The organism is Microbacterium sp. LMI1-1-1.1 (assembly GCF_040815675.1).
Classification (GTDB): domain Bacteria; phylum Actinomycetota; class Actinomycetes; order Actinomycetales; family Microbacteriaceae; genus Microbacterium.
In genome coordinates this window covers 112505-129621 of sequence record NZ_JBFPNN010000009.1, presented here as the reverse complement: position 1 = coordinate 129621, position 17117 = coordinate 112505, and the positions used below count along the sequence as shown (strand labels likewise).

The following is a 17117-nucleotide window of genomic DNA, read 5'->3' as shown; positions in this document are numbered from 1 at the left end:
GGCGTACATCCCATCGATAGGGAGGATGAGTCGTGAGCCTCAGCCGCAAGAGCAAGAAGGAACTGCGCAAGCTCCAGAAGCACGCCGCGAAGGTGTGGGAGTCGCAGCAGGTGCTGCTCGGCGAGAGCGGAAAGGTGGCTCGCGAAGCCGGCCACCAGATTGCTCGCTACAGCAAAGAAGACCTGGTTCCCGCCGTCCAGGACGGGTACGGCAAGTACGCCGCCCCGTACGTCGACAAGAGCGTGAAGTTCAGCAACCGCCTGCTCAGCGACAAGGTGGTCCCCGCGGCCGGTGCCGTCGTCGGCGGCGCCATGTCCGTCTGGGATGCCGCGCACGACACGCGCGACCGCCTCGCGAAGGGCAAGGGCTTCGGCGAGCTCGACACCAAGAAGTACGCCAAGCGTGCCGAGAAGTACGGCAAGAAGACCACCAAGCGCCTGGCCGCCAAGCTCCCGAAGCAGAGCTCGGGCATCGGCGCCGGCGGCGTCATCGCCATCGTCCTCGGTGTCGTCGCCGCAGCGGGCGTCGCGTACGCCGCATGGCAGACGCTCCGTGCCGACGACGAGCTGTGGGTGGCGGACGACCCGCTGCGCGCGCCCGACGCGTGAGCGATCCCACCGAACGAGTCCGAGAGGCCGCGCGCGAGCGCGGCCTCTCTGTCGATCTGCGCGAACGGCCCGAGGCGGGCAGCCTGCACGAGGCGGCCGAGCTCCTCGGCATCGGTCCCGACGCGCTGGTGAAGACGCTCGTGGTCAAGCGCTCCGACGACACGTTCCTCTTCGCCTTGGTACCGGGTGATCGTGCGATCTCCTGGCCCAAGCTGCGGGCGATCGTGGGGGTGAACAAGCTCCGGCTGCCCGAGCCCGAGGTCGCTCTGGCGGCCACCGGCTACGAGCGCGGGACGATCGTCCCCATCGGCAGCTCCACGGCGTGGCCGGTGTATGCCGACGAGCGCATCGTCGGGCGGAGAATCGCCATGGGAGCGGGCGCGCACGGGTACAGCCTGTTCGTCGAGGCCGACGACTTGATCGCGGCCTACGACGCCACGGTGGCCGACATCACCACGGAGCTCACCCCTCGCTGAGGTCTCACCCGCCCGACGGGTGAGAGAAGCCGTCCCGGCGGCACCCCATCATGGGCCGATGGTCACCCTCTCCTCCGACGCGACGCCCGACGTTTCCCGTCGCGATCTCACCCTTGATCTCGCCCGCGTCGCGGCCGTCGTCTTCGTGGTCGTGGTTCATCTCCTTCAGGTCGGGGTGGGCTACGGACCCGACGGCGGCGTCGTCACGTCGCGACCGGCGGAGAGCCAGCCGTGGTTCGCCGCGGCCACGTGGTTCGGGCAGATCATGCCCCTCTTCTTCGTCGTGGGCGGGTTCGCCTCGGCCGCCGGCTGGTCGTCGTGGACGGCGAAGGGCGGCGATGCGGCCGGCTTCGTCCGATCGCGCGTGCTGCGGCTCGCTCAGCCCGCTCTGCCGCTCTTCGTGTTCCTCGCGGTCGTGCTCTGGGTGGCATCCCTCCTCCCGATCGACCCGGCGATCGTCGACGCCGCCGCCCTCGGCGCGGGGATGCCCCTGTGGTTCCTCGCCGCCTACCTGCTGTGCCAGGCCGGGGTGCCGCTCCTCGCCCGGCTGCACGCCGTCGCGCCGCGGAGGACGCTCCTGGCGCTGACGGCGGGGGTCGTCCTCGTGGATGCCGCCCGCTACTCCACCGGCATCGAGCAGGTCGGGCTGCTCAATCTGTTGTTCGTCTGGCCGCTCGTGCAGCAGATCGGCTTCTGGTACCACGACGGCTGGTTCGACCGACGGCGACCGTCCGTCCTGATCGCGATCGCGGTCGCGGCATCCGTCGTCCTGGCGGGCCTGCTGGCCTGGGGACCGTGGGCGCCCGACCTCCTCGCCGACCTCAACCCGCCCACGCTGCCGCTCGTCGTCCTGGGAGTCGCCCAGGCGTGCGTCCTCCGACTGGTGAAGGCGCCGTTGACGAGGCTCATGCGTACGCGCGTCCTCCGCACGGTCGTCTGGCTCGTCGGGTCACGTCTCATGACGGTCTACCTGTGGCACCTGCCGGTCATCCTCGTGCTCAGCGGGCTGCTGCTGCTCATCCCGGGAGGGGCACCTGCCCCGGCCTCCGAGACGTGGTGGGTGACGCGGCCGCTCCTGTTCGTCGCGACCTTCGCCGTCGTCCTCGCCCTGTCCGCGTTACTGGTCCGCGTGGAGCGGATCGGCCGGCCGCGCCGGACCGCGGCCACCGGTCCCGTCGCCGTCGGCTGGATCTGCGCCTTCGCTCCCCCGTTCGCGGTGATGGAGTGGGGAATGAGCGCGGCGTTCGCCGTGGGCGGGGCCCTGCTGCTGGTGGCATCCGTCGGGCTCCTGAGATGGAGCAAGAGGACGGACGAGGCCGAAGGAACGGCGACCGGGGAGGCCCGGGGCCGGTGAGACTGTGGAGCCTAGGAGATTCGAACTCCTGACATCCTGCTTGCAAAGCAGGCGCTCTACCAACTGAGCTAAGGCCCCGTGAGGGAGGAGAAGGGTGGGGCTACCAGGACTTGAACCTGGGACCTCTTCATTATCAGTGAAGCGCTCTAACCGCCTGAGCTATAGCCCCGTCTCGCCGACGACTTTTCGTCGTCAACCTCGAAGACTTTACCTGAATCCCGAGGTTTTGACGAATCGACGTCAGTTGGACGTGAAGCCCACGAGCAGACCGCCCGTGACCTTGACCGCGAGGTTGTAGATGCCCGCCACCACGGCGCCCATGACCGTCGTGACGACGAGGTTCAGGATGGCGACGATGGCCGCGAAGGCCATCACCTGGGGCAGACCGACGAAGTCCTGGATGGACGCGCCGCCGTCGCTGAGGGTCTGGAAGAACTCGTCCACGCGACCGATCAGGCCCGTCGCCTCGACCACGAGGTAGACGAGGAAGAACGACACGACGGTCACGATGGCCAGGGCCACCGCCGCCAGGAAGGACAGCTTCACGGCCGACCAGAAGTCGATGTAGACCAGGCGCAGGCGAACCTGCTTGGCCGGGGTCTTGTGCGTCGACTTCTTGGCGAGTTTGTCGGCTACCGTGCTCATGCGTCAGTACTTTCCTCGGGGGTCTCGGAGGAGGAGGCCGAGCCGTCCGCGGGAGTGGCGGCGGCGTCAGCAGGTGTCTCCGTCGTCTCGGCCAGGTTGCGCTCGGTGTTGCGCGCGATCGCGATGATCCTGTCGTCGCCTCCCGCACGAGCGAACACGACACCCATGGTGTCGCGACCCTTGGCAGGGACCTCGGCCACGGCAGAGCGTACCACCTTGCCGCTGGCAAGAACCACGAGGACCTCGTCGCCCTCGGACACCATCATCCCGCCCGCGAGGACGCCGCGATCGTCCGTCAGACGCGCGACCTTGATGCCCAGACCGCCGCGGTTCTGCATGCGGTACTCGGTCACCGCGGTGCGCTTCGCGTAGCCGCCCTCGGTGACGATGAAGACGAACTCGTCGTCCTTGGCGACGGATGCCGAGAGGAGGCTGTCGCCGGGGCGGAAGTCCATGCCCTTCACACCCGAGGTCGACCGGCCCATCGGGCGCAGGGCGTTGTCGGTCGCCGAGAAGCGCAGCGACATCCCCAGGCGGCTGATGAGGAGGATGTCCTCGCCCTCGTCGACGAGCAGCGCGCTGACGAGCTCGTCCGCGCCCTGCTCGGTCTCGTCGCCCTCGTCGGTGGCCTGTCCGCGGAGCTTGATCGCGATCACGCCGCCCTGGCGGTTGGTGTCGTACTCCGTGAGACGCGTCTTCTTGACGAGGCCGCTGCGGGTCGCGAGCACGAGGTACGTCGCGACGTTGTAGTCCCGGATGTCGAGGATCTGCGCGATCTCCTCGTCGGGCTGCAGAGCGAGGAGGTTCGCGACGTGCTGGCCCTTGGCATCCCGCCCGGCCTCCGGCACCTCGTAGGCCTTCGACCGGTACACCCGGCCCTTGTTCGTGAAGAACAGGAGCCAGTGGTGCGTCGTCGTGACGAAGAAGTGCTCGACGACGTCGTCGGCGCGCAGCTGTGCGCCCTTGACGCCCTTGCCGCCACGGTGCTGCGAGCGGTAGTTGTCGCTGCGGGTGCGCTTGATGTAGCCGTCGCGCGTGACGGTGACCACCATCTCCTCTTCGGCGATGAGGTCCTCGACCGAGACGTCGCCGTCGAAGCCGTGCAGGATCTCGGTGCGGCGGTCGTCGCCGAACTTGTCGGTGATGGCACCGAGCTCGTCGCGGATGATCGTGCGCTGCCGGGCGGGCGTGGCCAGGATGTCGTTGTAGTCCGCGATGCGGGCCTCGAGCTCGTTGGCCTCGTCGATGATCTTCTGACGCTCGAGAGCGGCGAGGCGGCGCAGCTGCATGTCGAGGATCGCCGACGCCTGGATGTCGTCGATGTCGAGGAGCTTCTGCAGGCCCTCGTTCGCCTCCTGGGGCGTGGGCGAGCGGCGGATGAGCGCGATGACCTCGTCCAGGGCGTCGAGCGCCTTGAGGAGGCCGCGCAGGATGTGCATCCGCTCCTCCGCCTTACGCAGGCGGTACTGCGTGCGGCGGACGATGACCTCGATCTGGTGGTCGATCCACAGGCTGATGAACCCGTCCAGCGACAGCGTGCGCGGCACGCCGTCGACGATCGCCAGCATGTTGGCGCCGAAGTTCTCCTGCAGCTGCGTGTGCTTGTACAGGTTGTTCAGCACGACCTTGGCGACGGCGTCGCGCTTGAGCACGACCACGAGACGCTGGCCGGTGCGGCCGGAGGTCTCGTCGCGGATGTCCGCGATGCCCGTGATCTTGCCCTCGCGGGCGAGGTCGCCGATCTTGACCGCGACGTTGTCGGGGTTGACCTGGTACGGGAGCTCGGTGATGACGAGGCAGGTGCGCCCCTGGATCTCCTCGATGTTGACGACTGCGCGCATCGTGATCGAGCCGCGACCGGTGCGGTACGCGTCCTTGATGCCGCGGGTGCCCAGGATCTGGGCGGCCGTCGGGAAGTCCGGCCCCGGGATGCGCTGCATGAGCGCCTCGAGGAGCTCGTCACGCGTGGCATCCGGGTTCTCCAGGGCCCACAGCGCGCCGGCCGCGACCTCGCGGAGGTTGTGCGGCGGGATGTTCGTCGCCATGCCCACTGCGATGCCGACGGAGCCGTTGACGAGGAGGTTGGGGAACCGCGAGGGCAGAACGACGGGCTCCTGCGTCTGCCCGTCGTAGTTGTCCTCGAAGTCGACGGTGTCCTCTTCGATGTCGCGCACCATCTCGAGCGCGAGGTTCGCCATCTTCGTCTCGGTGTAGCGCGGGGCGGCGGCGCCCTGGTTGCCGGGCGAGCCGAAGTTGCCCTGACCGAGCGCGAGGGGATAGCGCAGCGACCACGGCTGGACGAGACGGACGAGGGCGTCGTAGATGGGCGCGTCGCCGTGGGGGTGGTAGTGCCCCATGACCTCGCCGACGACACGGGCGCACTTGGAGAACGACTTGTCGGGACGGAAGCCGCCGTCGTACATGCCGTAGATGACGCGGCGGTGGACGGGCTTGAGGCCGTCGCGGACGTCGGGCAGAGCGCGACCGACGATGACGCTCATCGCGTAGTCGAGGTAGCTCCGCTGCATCTCCAGCTGCAGATCGACCTGGTCGATCTTGCCGTGATTGTGCGCGGTCTCGGGACGGGTCTCGTCGTCGCCGGGGGTGTCGTCAGCCATGGAGTCTCAGTTTCGTGGTCAGTCGGCGAGAGTCAGATGTCGAGGAAGCGCACGTCTTTGGCGTTGCGCTGGATGAAGCCGCGGCGCGACTCGACGTCCTCGCCCATGAGGACCGAGAAGATCTCGTCGGCGGAGGCCGCGTCGTCGATCGTCACCTGCTTGAGCGTGCGGGTCTCCGGGTCCATCGTGGTCTCCCACAGCTCGTGGTCGTTCATCTCGCCCAGACCCTTGTAGCGCTGGATGCCGTTGTCCTTCGGGATGCGGCGACCGGCGGCCTGCCCCTGGACGAGCATGGCGTCGCGCTCGCGGTCGCTGTAGGCGTACTCGTGCGCGTGGTTGCTCCACTTGAGGCGGTAGAGCGGCGGCTGCGCGAGATAGACGTACCCGGCCTCGATGAGCCCGCGCATGTAGCGGAACAGCATCGTCAGGAGCAGCGTCGTGATGTGCTGACCGTCGACGTCGGCATCGGCCATCAGCACGATCTTGTGGTACCGCGCCTTGGCCATGTCGAAGTCCTCGCCGATGCCCGTGCCGAAGGCCTGGATCATCGCCTGGACCTCCTTGTTGCCCAGGGCGCGGTCGAGGCGCGCGCGCTCGACGTTGAGGATCTTGCCGCGGAGGGCGAGGATCGCCTGCGTGTGCGGGTCGCGGCCCTGCACGGCGGAGCCGCCGGCCGAGTCGCCCTCGACCAGGAAGATCTCGCTGATCGACGGGTCCTTCGAGGTGCAGTCCTTGAGCTTGTCGGGCATGGCGGCCGACTCGAAGACGCTCTTGCGACGCGCGGTCTCGCGCGCCTTGCGGGCGGCGAGACGTGCGGTGGCCGCATCGATCGCCTTGCGGATGATGTTCTTCGCCTGGCCGGGGTTGCGGTCGAACCAGTCGCCGAGCTTGTCGCCCACGACCTTCTGCACGAACGCCTTCGCCTCCGTGTTGCCCAGCTTGGTCTTGGTCTGACCCTCGAACTGCGGCTCCGACAGCTTGACCGAGATCACCGCGGTGAGCCCCTCGCGGATGTCATCGCCGGTGAGGTTGTCGTCCTTCTCCTTGAGGAGGTTGTTGGCGCGCGCGTACCGGTTCACGAGCGTGGTCAGTGCCGCGCGGAACCCCTCCTCGTGCGTGCCTCCCTCGTGGGTGTTGATCGTGTTCGCGTACGTGAAGACGTTCTCGGTGTAGGCCGTGGTCCACTGCATCGCGAGCTCGAGGGCGATCTTGCGATCGGTGTCCTCCGACTCGACCTCGATGATCTCGTCGTTGACGACGTCGGCCTTGCGCACGCGGTTGAGGTGCTCGACGTAGTCGACGAGGCCGCGCTCGTAGAGGAAGGTGTCGTGACGGGCCTCGGTGACCTCTTCGCCCGGCTCGCCCTCGGTGACGACGGACTGCGGCCGCTCGTCGCGCAGGCTCAGGCGCAGCCCCTTGTTCAGGAACGCCATCTGCTGGAAGCGCGTGCGCAGCGTGTCGTAGTCGAAGTCGATGGTGTCGAAGATGGTGGCATCCGGCCAGAAGGTGATCGTCGTGCCGGTGCTGTCGCTCGCCTCGCCCTTCGCCAGCGGGGCCAGGGGCACGCCGCCGTCGCGGAACGACTGGCGCCACACGTGGCCCTGTCGCTTCACCTCGACCTCGAGACGCGTGGACAGGGCGTTCACGACCGACGAGCCGACGCCGTGCAGACCGCCCGACACGGCGTATCCGCCGCCGCCGAACTTTCCACCGGCGTGCAGGACCGTCAGGACGACCTCGACCGTCGACTTGCCCTCCGTGCGGTGCATGTCGACCGGGATGCCGCGGCCGTTGTCGACCACGCGGACGGCGCCGTCGCTGAGGATGGTGACGTCGATGGTGTCGCAGTAGCCGGCCAGGGCCTCGTCGACGGAGTTGTCGACGATCTCCTGGACCAGGTGGTGCAGACCGCGCTCACCGGTCGAGCCGATGTACATGCCCGGACGCTTGCGGACGGCCTCCAGACCCTCGAGCACCTGGATGGCGTCTGCCCCGTACTCGTTGGGAACCTTGGTCGATGCCTTCTCGGGTTCCTCGGAAACGATGTCGGGGTTCTCTGACGTCATGAGTTCGCGCGCTCCAGCTGGTTTCGTCGGACTCTCCATCCTACCGCGCGAGGGTCGTTTCGAGCGCGTGTACGCCCCGTCACGGGCTGAAAAAGGATCCGATCGATCCGGATGAGGGTCTAGCCGTAGGTATCGCGCGGACCGCGGCCTTGAACGGCTCTCGGCCCCCATTTCCACGAGGGGACGTCCGGCCCCACGAAGCGGATCGCCTCGACCCCCGCCTCGGGGAAGCGCCGGATGATCTCCGAGAGGATGTGCGCACGCATGAGCTGGAGCTGCTTCGCCCATGCCGTCGAGTCCGCCTGCACGGTCAGCGTGCCGGCGTCGAGGGCGACCGGACGGGTGTGCGCCGCGGTGTCCGCGCCGGCCACGTCGTGCCACGTGCGGACGAGGTCCTCGCGCGCCAGCTGCGGCTCCCACCCCGACGACTGCGTGAGGGCGGAGAGGACGTCGCCGAGGCCCCGCGGGTCCCGACCGGGCGTGAACGGCGCGTTCTCGTCATCGGTGTTCCGTCGGCGGCGCGTGCGCTTGCGGTAGGGGGACGGCTCCAGGCCCCGGAGACGCAGGTACGTCGCCAGGGTCTCCGGCAGTTCGCCGTCGTCACTCATCGCCGGCCTTGATCTGCCCGGCCTCGACGCGCACGACGTGGGCGCGCAGACCCTCGGGCACGTCCTCCTCGACCGCCGAGGTGACGATGACCTGCTCGTAGCCGCCCGCGAGCTCCGCCAGTCGGGTGCGCCGGCCGGCGTCGAGTTCGGCGAACACGTCGTCCAGGATGAGCACCGGGTCGCCCAGGCGGGACTCGGCGCGCAGGAGCTCGGCGGATGCCAGGCGGAGCGCCAGCGCCACCGACCAGGACTCGCCGTGGGAGGCGTAGCCCTTCACCGGCAGGCCCCGCACCTTCAGGACGAGGTCGTCGCGGTGCGGTCCGACCAGGGTGAGACCGCGATCGAGCTCGGCCGGGCGCCGGAGGGCGAGAGCGGCGCGGAACTGATCGGCGAGCGGTGCCCCCGAGCCGGCGGCATCCATCGACTCCCCCTCCTCGGGGTCGGCCCCGCCCACGGACAGCGCCCATTCCAGGCGCGGATCGTGGTCGGCGCCGGCGATGGCGGCGTAGGCGTCCGAGACCGGGGAGGCCAGATCGGATACCAAGGCGAGGCGGGCCTCGATCACCTCGGTGCCGAGGGCGACGAGCTTCTCGTCCCAGACGTCGAGGGTGCCGAGGGCGTCGCCGCGGATCCCGCGCGCGCGAGCGGACTTGAGCAGCGCGGTGCGCTGGCGCACGACGCGGTCGTAGTCGCCGAGCACCCCGGCCATGCGAGGGGTCCGCTGCATGATCAGCTGGTCCGCGAAACGGCGACGCGCGGACGGGTCGCCACGCACGATCTGCAGGTCCTCCGGCGCGAAGAGCACGACCTGCGCGTACCGCGGCAGCTCGGAGGTGCGGACGTTGACCCCGTTCACGCGCGCCTTGTTGGCGCCCTGCCGGTTCAGCTGCAGCTCGAGCAGGACGCTGCGCTCCCCGTGGGCGAGACGGGCCCGGACGATCGCGGCGTCCTGACCGTCGCGGACCATCGGAGCGTCCGAGGACACGCGGTGCGAGCCGAGCGTGGCCAGATAGGCGACCGCCTCGACGAGGTTCGTCTTGCCCTGACCGTTGCGGCCCACGAAGACGTTCGCCCCGGCCGCCAGCGAGACGTCGGCACCCGCGTAATTGCGGAAGTCCTTCAGTCCCAGCTGCTCCACGATCACCGAGTCAGACTACCCGCCGGCTCCGACACCGACACCGGGGGCGACCGCTCAGCGCAGGAGGAGGTTGGGCTGCAGCAGGTACTTGAACGTGCCCTCGCCGCCCTTGTCGACCGAGGTCTGCGGGGTGACGAGCACGGGGCTGAGCTTGTTCGCGTTGTCGCTCGAGGTGAACGTGATGCGCGTGAACTCGCTGCGGACCGCACCGAGCGACTCGAGCAGGTACTGCGGGTTCAGGCCGAGGGTGACCTCGTCGCCCACGAGCGTCGCGTCGACGGACTCCGTCGCCCGCGCCTGTTCGGTGCCGGAGGCGTCCATCGACACGCCCTCGGGGCCGAAGGTGAAGCGCAGCGGCGCGGAGCGGTCGAGGACCAGGGCGACGCGGCGCACGGCCTCGGCGAGCTCGGCGGTGTTGACGACGCTGTGGTGCTCGGTCTGCTCGGGGAACAGGCGGCGCACGGGCGGGAAGTTGCCCTTGATGAGCAGGGACGTGACCGTCTTGTTGCCGGAGGAGAAGGCGATGATCTCGCGGTCGCCGGAGCCGGAGAACGCGATCGAGATGTCACCGCCGTGCGCGAAGGTCTTGCCGACCTCCTGCAGCGTGCGGGCGGGGACGAGGGCCGACGTGGTCTCGTCGCCGGCGGCGGCGCCGCCGTCCCACGGGATCTCGCGCAGGGCGACGCGGTAACGGTCGGTGGCGACCAGGCTGAGGCGCGTGCCGGACACCTCGAGCTGGACGCCCGTGAGGACGGGGGTGACGTCGTCGCGAGAGGCGGCGAACGCGACCTGCGCGATGGCGGTCGCGAACTCGTCGGCGGGGACGAGGCCGGACTCTCCGGTGACTTCGGGGATGGCCGGGTACTCCTGGACGGGCATCGACGCGAGCGTGAACCGTGCGGAGCCGCAGGTGAGCAGGATGCCGCCGTCGTCGTCGACCGCGATCTGGATGGGGGCGTTCGGCAGACGGCTCGCGATGTCGGAGAGCAGACGGCCGTGGACGAGGATCGTGCCGGGCTCGTCGACCGTCGCCTCGATCGTGGTGCGCGCGGAGGCCTCGTAGTCGAAGGCGGCGAGGGAGAGACCCTCGGCACCGGCCTCGATGAGCACGCCCGCGAGGATCGGCTGCGGGTTGCGCTGAGGCAGGAGCTTCACCACGAACGAGACGGCTTCGCTGAACACATCGCGATTGACGTGGAACTTCACGGACGCTCCCTTGACGGCGGGTATGGCTTCCCCATGCTAGCCCCCACGCCGGAACGGCTCGGATGCACGCTCTCGGAACCCCGAGGTCATCGGATGTGCCTTAACAAAGATCTGGATTCTTCATCTTGTTAACGGCTGTGGAATCTGGGGATAAGTCTCACGATCGCTGTTAACAGCAGGGAACGCGGGGGCATCCACCTGTGGACGCGCTGCGGACAGCCGGTGGTGTTAACACGATCGGCGACAGGGAGCGCTCGGCCGGGTTCCACAGTTAACAGCCCGTCGTACACAGGTCATCCGCAGAGATTTCGAGTTATCCACAGGTTTTCCACACTGTGTAGAACCGTGTCAGAAACGGGTTTCCACAGCCCTGTGAGGCCCGTTCACCGCCGAGAACGACGAAGGGGTTCGTCCGCGGACACGGACGAACCCCTTCGGGAGACGGGCGCTCAGCGCATGCGGCCGAGCTGGGAGGTGATCTCCGACACCTGGTTGTAGATGGATCGGCGCTCCTTCATCAGGTCGCTGATCTTCTTGTAGGCGTACATCACCGTGGTGTGGTCGCGGTTGCCGAAGAGCTGCCCGATCTTCGGCAACGACAGACTCGTGCGCTCACGGCACAGGTACATCGCGATCTGGCGCGCCGTGGCGACGGCCTGCGACCTGCTCGAGCCGTAGAGATCGTCGACGGACAGCTTGAAGTACTGCGCGGTGGCCGTGATGATGTCCGTCGGTGAGACGACGTTCGCATCGTCCTGGTCGATGATGTCGCGGAGGACGGTCTGCGCGAGCGTCATGTCGAGAGTCGACCGGTTGAGGCTCGCGAAGGCGGAGACGCGGATCAGCGCGCCCTCGAGCTCGCGGATGTTCGACGAGACGACCGTCGCGATGTATTCGAGGACCTCGTCGGGGATGAGCAGCCGCTCGCTCTGCGCCTTCTTGCGGAGGATCGCGATGCGGGTCTCGAGGTCGGGCGCCTGCACATCGGTGATGAGGCCCCACTCGAAGCGGCTGCGCATACGGTCCTCGAAGCCCGTCAGCTGCTTCGGGGGCAGATCGCTCGTGATCACGACCTGCTTGTCGTGGTCGTGCAGCGTGTTGAACGTGTGGAAGAACGCCTCCTGCGTCTCCGCGCGTCCCTGCAGGAACTGGATGTCGTCGATCAGGAGGATGTCGACGTCGCGGTACCGCGCCTGGAAGGCCGAGCCGCGGTTGTTCGCGATCGAGTTGATGAAGTCGTTCGTGAACTCCTCGCTCGAGACGTACCGGACGCGGATGCCGGCGTACATGCTCGCGGCGTAGTCGCCGATGGCGTGAAGAAGGTGCGTCTTGCCGAGCCCCGAGTCGCCGTAGATGAAGAGCGGGTTGTAGGCCTTGGCCGGCGCCTCCGCCACGGCGACCGCGGCCGCGTGGGCGAAGCGGTTCGACTGCCCGATGACGAAGTTGTCGAAGGTGTACTTCGGGTTGAGGCGGGTGTCCTGGCGCGAGGCCGGTGCCGGCGGCTCGACCGGCGCCTCCGAGATCGGGGAGAGGGATGCCATGCTCATCGGCGCCGCGGGAGCGGGAGCGTCGTCCGCGGTCGAGGGCGAGGAGAGGTGGGAGTCGATCAGCTCGGGGTTCACGACGACCCGGAAGGTGCTGACCTCGGGATCGTGGCCCTGGACCTGCGTGAGCGCCTCCATGATGGGCGCGCGCATGCGCTTGTTCATCTGCGCCGCGGTCAGGTCGTTGGGGACGTCGAGATAAAGGGTCCCGCCCATGACGCCCTGCGGCACCGCGAGGTTCAGGAAGCCGTGCAGCTGCGGGGTGATGCGATCATCGGTCAGGAGGTGGTCCAGCACTGCCGACCAGACCGGGACATCCGGTACTTCGTGCAGTGACATACCCCTCCTGGGTCTTCGGCGCGTGGCAGATCGACGAACGCCGAACCTGTGGATAAGTTCCGCAGACACGCTAGTTCGGGGGCATCGCGGAGCCAAATCCACTGTAGGGCCGCATCGCGTGTCTTTGCCAGGCGTGTGGACAACGGTTGGGGATAATGGGCGGTCGCCCGTCGGTTTGAGTTAACGGCTCGCACGACGTAGCCTTAGTCGGTTGACTTATGCCTTCACGGCAGTCCCGACCCCGTCCCCGGCAGAAGAGCATCGGGCGACACCACCTCCGGAGTGACCCATGAGCAAGCGCACCTTCCAGCCCAACAACCGTCGTCGTGCCAAGAAGCACGGCTTCCGCGCCCGTATGCGCACCCGTGCCGGCCGTGGCATCCTCGCCGCGCGTCGTGCCAAGGGCCGCACCGAGCTCTCGGCCTGACGTACCAGGTGCTCGCGAAGCCGAACCGACTCACCCGCGGATCGGATTACAAAGCCACCGTCCGACGGGGCTCTCGCTGTGCCGGAACGCACACCGTGACCTACGTCGGTCGGACGGGTGACCAGGCCGCTGCCCGTTTCGGGTTCATCGTGAGCCGCCAGGTCGGCTCCGCGGTCACACGCAACACCATTCGCCGCCGCCTCAAGGCGGTGTGCGCCGAGGCGCTCCCGTCTGTCCGCGGGGGCGCCTCGATCGTCATCCGCGCGCTGCCCTCCGCGGCGACCGCGGACTTCGCCGATCTCCGCGCCGACGTCATCCGGTGCCTGGAACGCAAGGCCGCCGCATGAGCGCTTCGACTCTCCCGACCTCTGCGACCGGCAGCGGGCGGCTGGAATGGGCCTCGATGATGGCATCCGTCCCGCTTCTCCCCCGGAACGCGGGCCTCGCCCTCCTGCACGGCTACCGTGCGACCATCTCGCACGTCTACGGCGACGTGTGCAAGTACTACCCGTCCTGCTCCGCCTATTCGGTGGGCGCCGTGCAGCAGCATGGACTCGTGAAGGGCATCGCGTTCACCGCGGCCCGCCTCGCACGCTGCCATCCCTGGGCTCAGGGTGGCATCGACGACGTCCGTCCTCACCGGGCCTTCCGTCATGAACTGACTCCGCACGGCTTCGTCGTGCCCTCCCGAAAGGACTGATCCGTGCCGGATCTCATTGGAATTGTCCTCTGGCCGCTGAAATGGGCGGTCGAGCTGGTGCTGGTCGGTTGGCACCAGCTCTTCACCCTGCTCGGCATGGCTCCCGCGGCCGGTATCACCTGGGTGTTGTCCATCGTCGGTCTGGTCCTCATCGTCCGCGCCGCTCTGATCCCGCTGTTCGTGCGGCAGATCAAGAGCCAGCGCAAGATGATGGAGATCGCGCCGGAGCTCCGGAAGGTGCAGGAGAAGTACCGGGGCAAGAAGGACCAGCTGTCTCGTGAGGCGATGAGCCGCGAGACCATGGCGCTGTACAAGAAGCACGGTACGACGCCGGTGTCGAGCTGCCTTCCGCTCCTCGTGCAGATGCCGATCTTCTTCGCGCTCTTCAGCGTGCTCAACGACGTGTCCCGTCACGCGGTCGCCGGCATCGGCGGTGTGGGTCTGCTGACCCCCGAGTTGACGCAGGAGTTCTACGACGCGCGCCTCTTCGACGTGGCATCCATGCACGTCAACCTCGTCACCGCGTGGACCCAGCCCGACGGCCAGGTCACCGTCATCATCCTGCTCGTGCTCGTCGTGCTCATGATCGCGTCGCAGTTCTTCACGCAGCTGCAGATCATCTCGAAGAACCTGTCGCCCGAGGCCAAGACCGGTCAGGCGTACCAGATGCAGAAGATCATGCTGTACATCCTGCCGCTGGCCTTCATCTTCTCGGGCGTCTTCTTCCCGCTCGGTGTCGTCATCTACTGGTTCGTCAGCAACCTGTGGACGATGGTCCAGCAGTTCGTCGTCATCCGCGAGATGCCGACCCCCGGTTCCGACGCCGCCAAGGCGCGCGAGGAGCGTCTGGCTCGCAAGGGCAAGGCGATCGACGCGCAGGGCAAGGTCGTCCCGATCGAGAAGTACCAGGCGGAGCAGCAGCGTCTCGTCGAGGAGGCCGAGCGCGCTCGCGCGGCTGCCCCGAAGCGCCAGCAGCCCGTGGGCAAGCAGCGCGCCAAGAAGCAGGCCACGAAGAACGGACGTCCCGCCGGCGAGACCGGTACGGCGACGACCTCCTGACGACCCGGAGAACATGATGACGACGTCTGACCAGATCACCTCTGATTCCGCCGCCACCGTGGAGGAGCTCGAGAGCGAAGGCGACATCGCCGCCGACTACCTCGAGGGACTGCTTGACATCGCCGACATCGACGGCGATCTCGCCCTCGACGTGCGTGCCGGCCGTGCCTACGTCTCGGTCGAGGCGGAGGACGTGGCCGCGCTGTCCACGCTGTCGCACCCCGACACGGTGCAGGCGCTGCAGGAGCTCACCCGCCTCGCCGTGCAGAACTCGACCGGTCGCTTCTCGCGCCTGATCCTCGACATCGGCGGCTCGCGCGACGCGCGTCAGCGTCAGCTCGAGAACCTGGTCGACCGTGCGATCGCACGTCTCGACGAGGGGGCGTCGCAGGCGTCGCTGCCCGCGATGTCGAGCTACGAGCGGAAGCTGGTCCACGACATCGCCGCGGATCGCGGGTACTCGTCGGAGTCGTTCGGCGAGGGTGCGGACCGTCACACCGTCCTGCGCCGCGGCTGAGGTGAGCGACTCCGTTCTCGAGCCGGAGCCGCCCCGCGCGGCCGAGGTGTTCGGCGACCGCATCGAACTCGCCCGCCGGTTCACCGCCTCCCTCGCCCGCCACGGGGAGGAGCGCGGCCTCATCGGACCCCTCGAAGTGCCTCGCCTGTGGACCCGGCACATCCTCAACAGCGCCGTCGCAGCACCCTTCTTCGAGGGACGTTCGGCCGATATCGGGTCGGGTGCAGGACTGCCGGGCCTCGTCCTGGCCATCGCCCGGCCCGACGTCCAGTGGACGCTCATCGAGCCCATGGAACGCCGAACGGCCTGGCTCTCGGAGCAGGTCGACGACCTCGGCCTCGACAACGTCACCGTCGCCCGCATGCGCGGGGAGGAATGGACGGAGGGCCGCGTGTTCGACACCGTCACCGCCCGCGCCGTCAGCGCTCTGCGTACGCTGCTCCCGTTCACCGCTCCCCTGGTGCGACCGGGCGGTCGTCTCGTCCTCCTCAAAGGCGCGAACGTCGACGCCGAGGTCACGAAGGCCGCCAAGCAGATGCGGGCCTTCGGGCTCGAGGACGTGCGCGTCGAGGTCGTCGGCGAGGGCATCGTCGCCGAGCCCACGCGCGTGTTCGTCGCCACCGTCACACGTTGATTCGCGGCGCATGTAAACATGCGTCTTTGTCAGCTCGATGGGTGCGGATGGATGCCGCCGTCTCGCTGCTCTCGCGAGATCAGGTGATCCCGTCGACCGCACCCGTCAGCGTGGTCGGGAGCGCGTGATCTCCGGCGAGACCGCGTGATGTCGCGTGCAGGCTGCGGGCGTCTTCGGCGGCGCGACCCTGTGGTGCGTTAGCTCGGTAGACGTCGAGGTCGCCCGTTCGATTCGAGGGCACACGTTCGGAGTGTGTCGGAGCGAGTGATCTCGGCGGGGTCCTGTGATCTCGCCGGCCGTTGTTGTGACTGGCCGGCGGTGCGACGGCCGTGGCTCGCTCGCGGCGGTGTGGTCGTGCAGCCGAGATCACGTGATCTCGCTGACCGCACATGCTCGCATGTGCGGGAGCGTGTGATCTCGGCAAGATCGCGTGATCTCGCGTGCTGGTGTCGGGCGCGGGTGCCGGTGATGCCCGCCGCCCCGGACTTGCGGGTCGGACGGAATCGAGGTCGCACGCTCGGTTCGATCGCACACGTTCGGTGTGCGTCGAAGCGTGAGATCTCGGCGGCATCGTGTGTCCGCGCGGGCCGTCGGTCGCGTGTTGGCTGCGGGCGCTCAATGATGGTCGCTCCCCCGTGGCGCCGCTGCTCGCGCGGAGTCGAGGTCGCACGAACGGTCCGAAGAATCACGCCTGAAGTGTTGTGAGGGTGTGTCCGCGGCCAGGTCTGATGCGCTGGGGGGGGTCGCGGTCGGGGGCGGTGCCCTCGTCTGTGACGGGAGTGCCGGTTATGAGCAGGCACGCTCCTGGCGGTGGGGACGATCTTGCGTCGGTGATGGTGGCGGCGGACGGCGGCCTGCGACGTGGTGGCGGCGCCTCCGCTCGTGGTGGGGGCGGCCGTGTTGCGGGGATCGCGTGGTCGCGTCGGCTGGGCGCAGGTCTTGGCATTCGAGAGCGTGTTCTCGGTGAGATGACGTGATCGCAACGTGGTGCGACGGGTGAGCTGAGATTCTGGAGGTCCCCCGGATAGCCGTGTGGGGATACCGCGGAGGTCACACGCCCGTGTGGAGCGCACAGGAGCCTGCGTCCTCAAAATACGTCGTCTCGACCTGAAGGTGTCCTGCCGGCGGCAGTGGTCGGGGTGGCTGCGCTTCGGATCAGCGAGGGTTGATCTTGCGAC

General features: G+C 68.2%; 16 protein-coding genes and 2 tRNA genes. 9 read left to right on the top strand and 9 right to left on the bottom strand.

The features are described 5' to 3' along the window. Nucleotides 1-32 precede the first annotated feature (32 nt). Genes MRBLMI1_RS13985 through MRBLMI1_RS13975 form a run of 3 tightly spaced genes read left to right on the top strand, consistent with a single transcriptional unit; the run spans nucleotide 33 to nucleotide 2438 of the window. The gene (locus MRBLMI1_RS13985; RefSeq protein WP_367733864.1) at nucleotides 33-608 is read left to right on the top strand and encodes a DNA helicase; all 576 of its coding nucleotides are present in this window, start codon (nucleotides 33-35) and stop codon (nucleotides 606-608) included. Continuing rightward, nucleotides 605-1084 carry an aminoacyl-tRNA deacylase gene (locus tag MRBLMI1_RS13980; protein ID WP_367733863.1) on the top strand — a complete coding sequence of 160 codons (480 nt, stop codon included), beginning with the start codon at nucleotides 605-607 and terminating at the stop codon, nucleotides 1082-1084. Before MRBLMI1_RS13985 ends, MRBLMI1_RS13980 begins: the two co-directional genes overlap by 4 nt. A 58-nt stretch (nucleotides 1085-1142) precedes the next feature. Beyond that, nucleotides 1143-2438, top strand: a complete 1296-nt coding sequence (locus MRBLMI1_RS13975; protein ID WP_367733862.1) for an acyltransferase family protein — start codon at nucleotides 1143-1145, stop codon at nucleotides 2436-2438. A 5-nt stretch (nucleotides 2439-2443) separates the two neighbouring features. On the opposite strand, the gene MRBLMI1_RS13970 is transcribed toward MRBLMI1_RS13975, so the two are convergent. The 9 genes from MRBLMI1_RS13970 to dnaA all read right to left on the bottom strand — a co-directional run bounded on the left by MRBLMI1_RS13970 (nucleotide 2444) and on the right by dnaA (nucleotide 12479). Beyond that, nucleotides 2444-2516, bottom strand: a tRNA-Ala gene (locus tag MRBLMI1_RS13970). 17 nt (nucleotides 2517-2533) lie between these two features. Continuing rightward, a tRNA-Ile gene (locus MRBLMI1_RS13965) sits at nucleotides 2534-2607 on the bottom strand. 71 nt (nucleotides 2608-2678) lie between these two features. Then, nucleotides 2679-3083, bottom strand: coding sequence for a DUF3566 domain-containing protein (locus MRBLMI1_RS13960; RefSeq protein WP_367733861.1), 405 nt, complete (start codon nucleotides 3081-3083; stop codon nucleotides 2679-2681). Next, nucleotides 3080-5701, bottom strand: a complete 2622-nt coding sequence (gene gyrA, locus MRBLMI1_RS13955) for a DNA gyrase subunit A (RefSeq protein ID WP_367733860.1) — start codon at nucleotides 5699-5701, stop codon at nucleotides 3080-3082. Before gyrA ends, MRBLMI1_RS13960 begins: the two co-directional genes overlap by 4 nt. Before the next feature lie 32 nt (nucleotides 5702-5733). Continuing rightward, nucleotides 5734-7767 (bottom strand): DNA topoisomerase (ATP-hydrolyzing) subunit B, encoded by a 2034-nt coding sequence (gene gyrB / locus MRBLMI1_RS13950; RefSeq protein WP_367733859.1) that lies wholly within the window; start codon nucleotides 7765-7767, stop codon nucleotides 5734-5736. A 119-nt stretch (nucleotides 7768-7886) separates the two neighbouring features. Then, complete coding sequence (locus tag MRBLMI1_RS13945; RefSeq protein ID WP_367733857.1) at nucleotides 7887-8375, bottom strand: DUF721 domain-containing protein; 489 nt, start codon at nucleotides 8373-8375, stop codon at nucleotides 7887-7889. Further along, complete coding sequence (gene recF / locus MRBLMI1_RS13940) at nucleotides 8368-9519, bottom strand: DNA replication/repair protein RecF (protein WP_367733856.1); 1152 nt, start codon at nucleotides 9517-9519, stop codon at nucleotides 8368-8370. The genes MRBLMI1_RS13945 and recF overlap by 8 nt, the downstream gene beginning before the upstream one ends. A 48-nt stretch (nucleotides 9520-9567) precedes the next feature. Then, entirely contained in the window at nucleotides 9568-10719 is a 1152-nt protein-coding gene (dnaN, locus tag MRBLMI1_RS13935) for a DNA polymerase III subunit beta (RefSeq protein WP_367733855.1), read from the bottom strand. 449 nt (nucleotides 10720-11168) lie between these two features. After that, nucleotides 11169-12479 (bottom strand): chromosomal replication initiator protein DnaA, encoded by a 1311-nt coding sequence (dnaA, locus tag MRBLMI1_RS13930; protein ID WP_387055263.1) that lies wholly within the window; start codon nucleotides 12477-12479, stop codon nucleotides 11169-11171. A gap of 412 nt (nucleotides 12480-12891) precedes the next feature. On the opposite strand from dnaA, the gene rpmH reads away from it, so the two are divergent. Genes rpmH through rsmG form a run of 6 tightly spaced genes read left to right on the top strand, consistent with a single transcriptional unit; the run spans nucleotide 12892 to nucleotide 15939 of the window. Continuing rightward, on the top strand, nucleotides 12892-13029 hold the full coding sequence (gene rpmH, locus MRBLMI1_RS13925; protein ID WP_013584598.1) for a 50S ribosomal protein L34: 138 nt from the start codon (nucleotides 12892-12894) through the stop codon (nucleotides 13027-13029). An 8-nt stretch (nucleotides 13030-13037) separates the two neighbouring features. Continuing rightward, nucleotides 13038-13376, top strand: a complete 339-nt coding sequence (rnpA, locus tag MRBLMI1_RS13920; RefSeq protein WP_367733853.1) for a ribonuclease P protein component — start codon at nucleotides 13038-13040, stop codon at nucleotides 13374-13376. After that, complete coding sequence (yidD, locus tag MRBLMI1_RS13915) at nucleotides 13373-13729, top strand: membrane protein insertion efficiency factor YidD (protein WP_367733852.1); 357 nt, start codon at nucleotides 13373-13375, stop codon at nucleotides 13727-13729. Before rnpA ends, yidD begins: the two co-directional genes overlap by 4 nt. Before the next feature lie 3 nt (nucleotides 13730-13732). Next, nucleotides 13733-14788, top strand: a complete 1056-nt coding sequence (gene yidC, locus MRBLMI1_RS13910) for a membrane protein insertase YidC (RefSeq protein WP_367733850.1) — start codon at nucleotides 13733-13735, stop codon at nucleotides 14786-14788. Nucleotides 14789-14801: 13 nt separating this feature from the next. Then, nucleotides 14802-15305 (top strand): protein jag, encoded by a 504-nt coding sequence (locus MRBLMI1_RS13905; protein ID WP_387054932.1) that lies wholly within the window; start codon nucleotides 14802-14804, stop codon nucleotides 15303-15305. A gap of 1 nt (nucleotide 15306) precedes the next feature. Continuing rightward, entirely contained in the window at nucleotides 15307-15939 is a 633-nt protein-coding gene (rsmG, locus tag MRBLMI1_RS13900; RefSeq protein WP_367733847.1) for a 16S rRNA (guanine(527)-N(7))-methyltransferase RsmG, read from the top strand. Nucleotides 15940-17117 lie beyond the last annotated feature (1178 nt).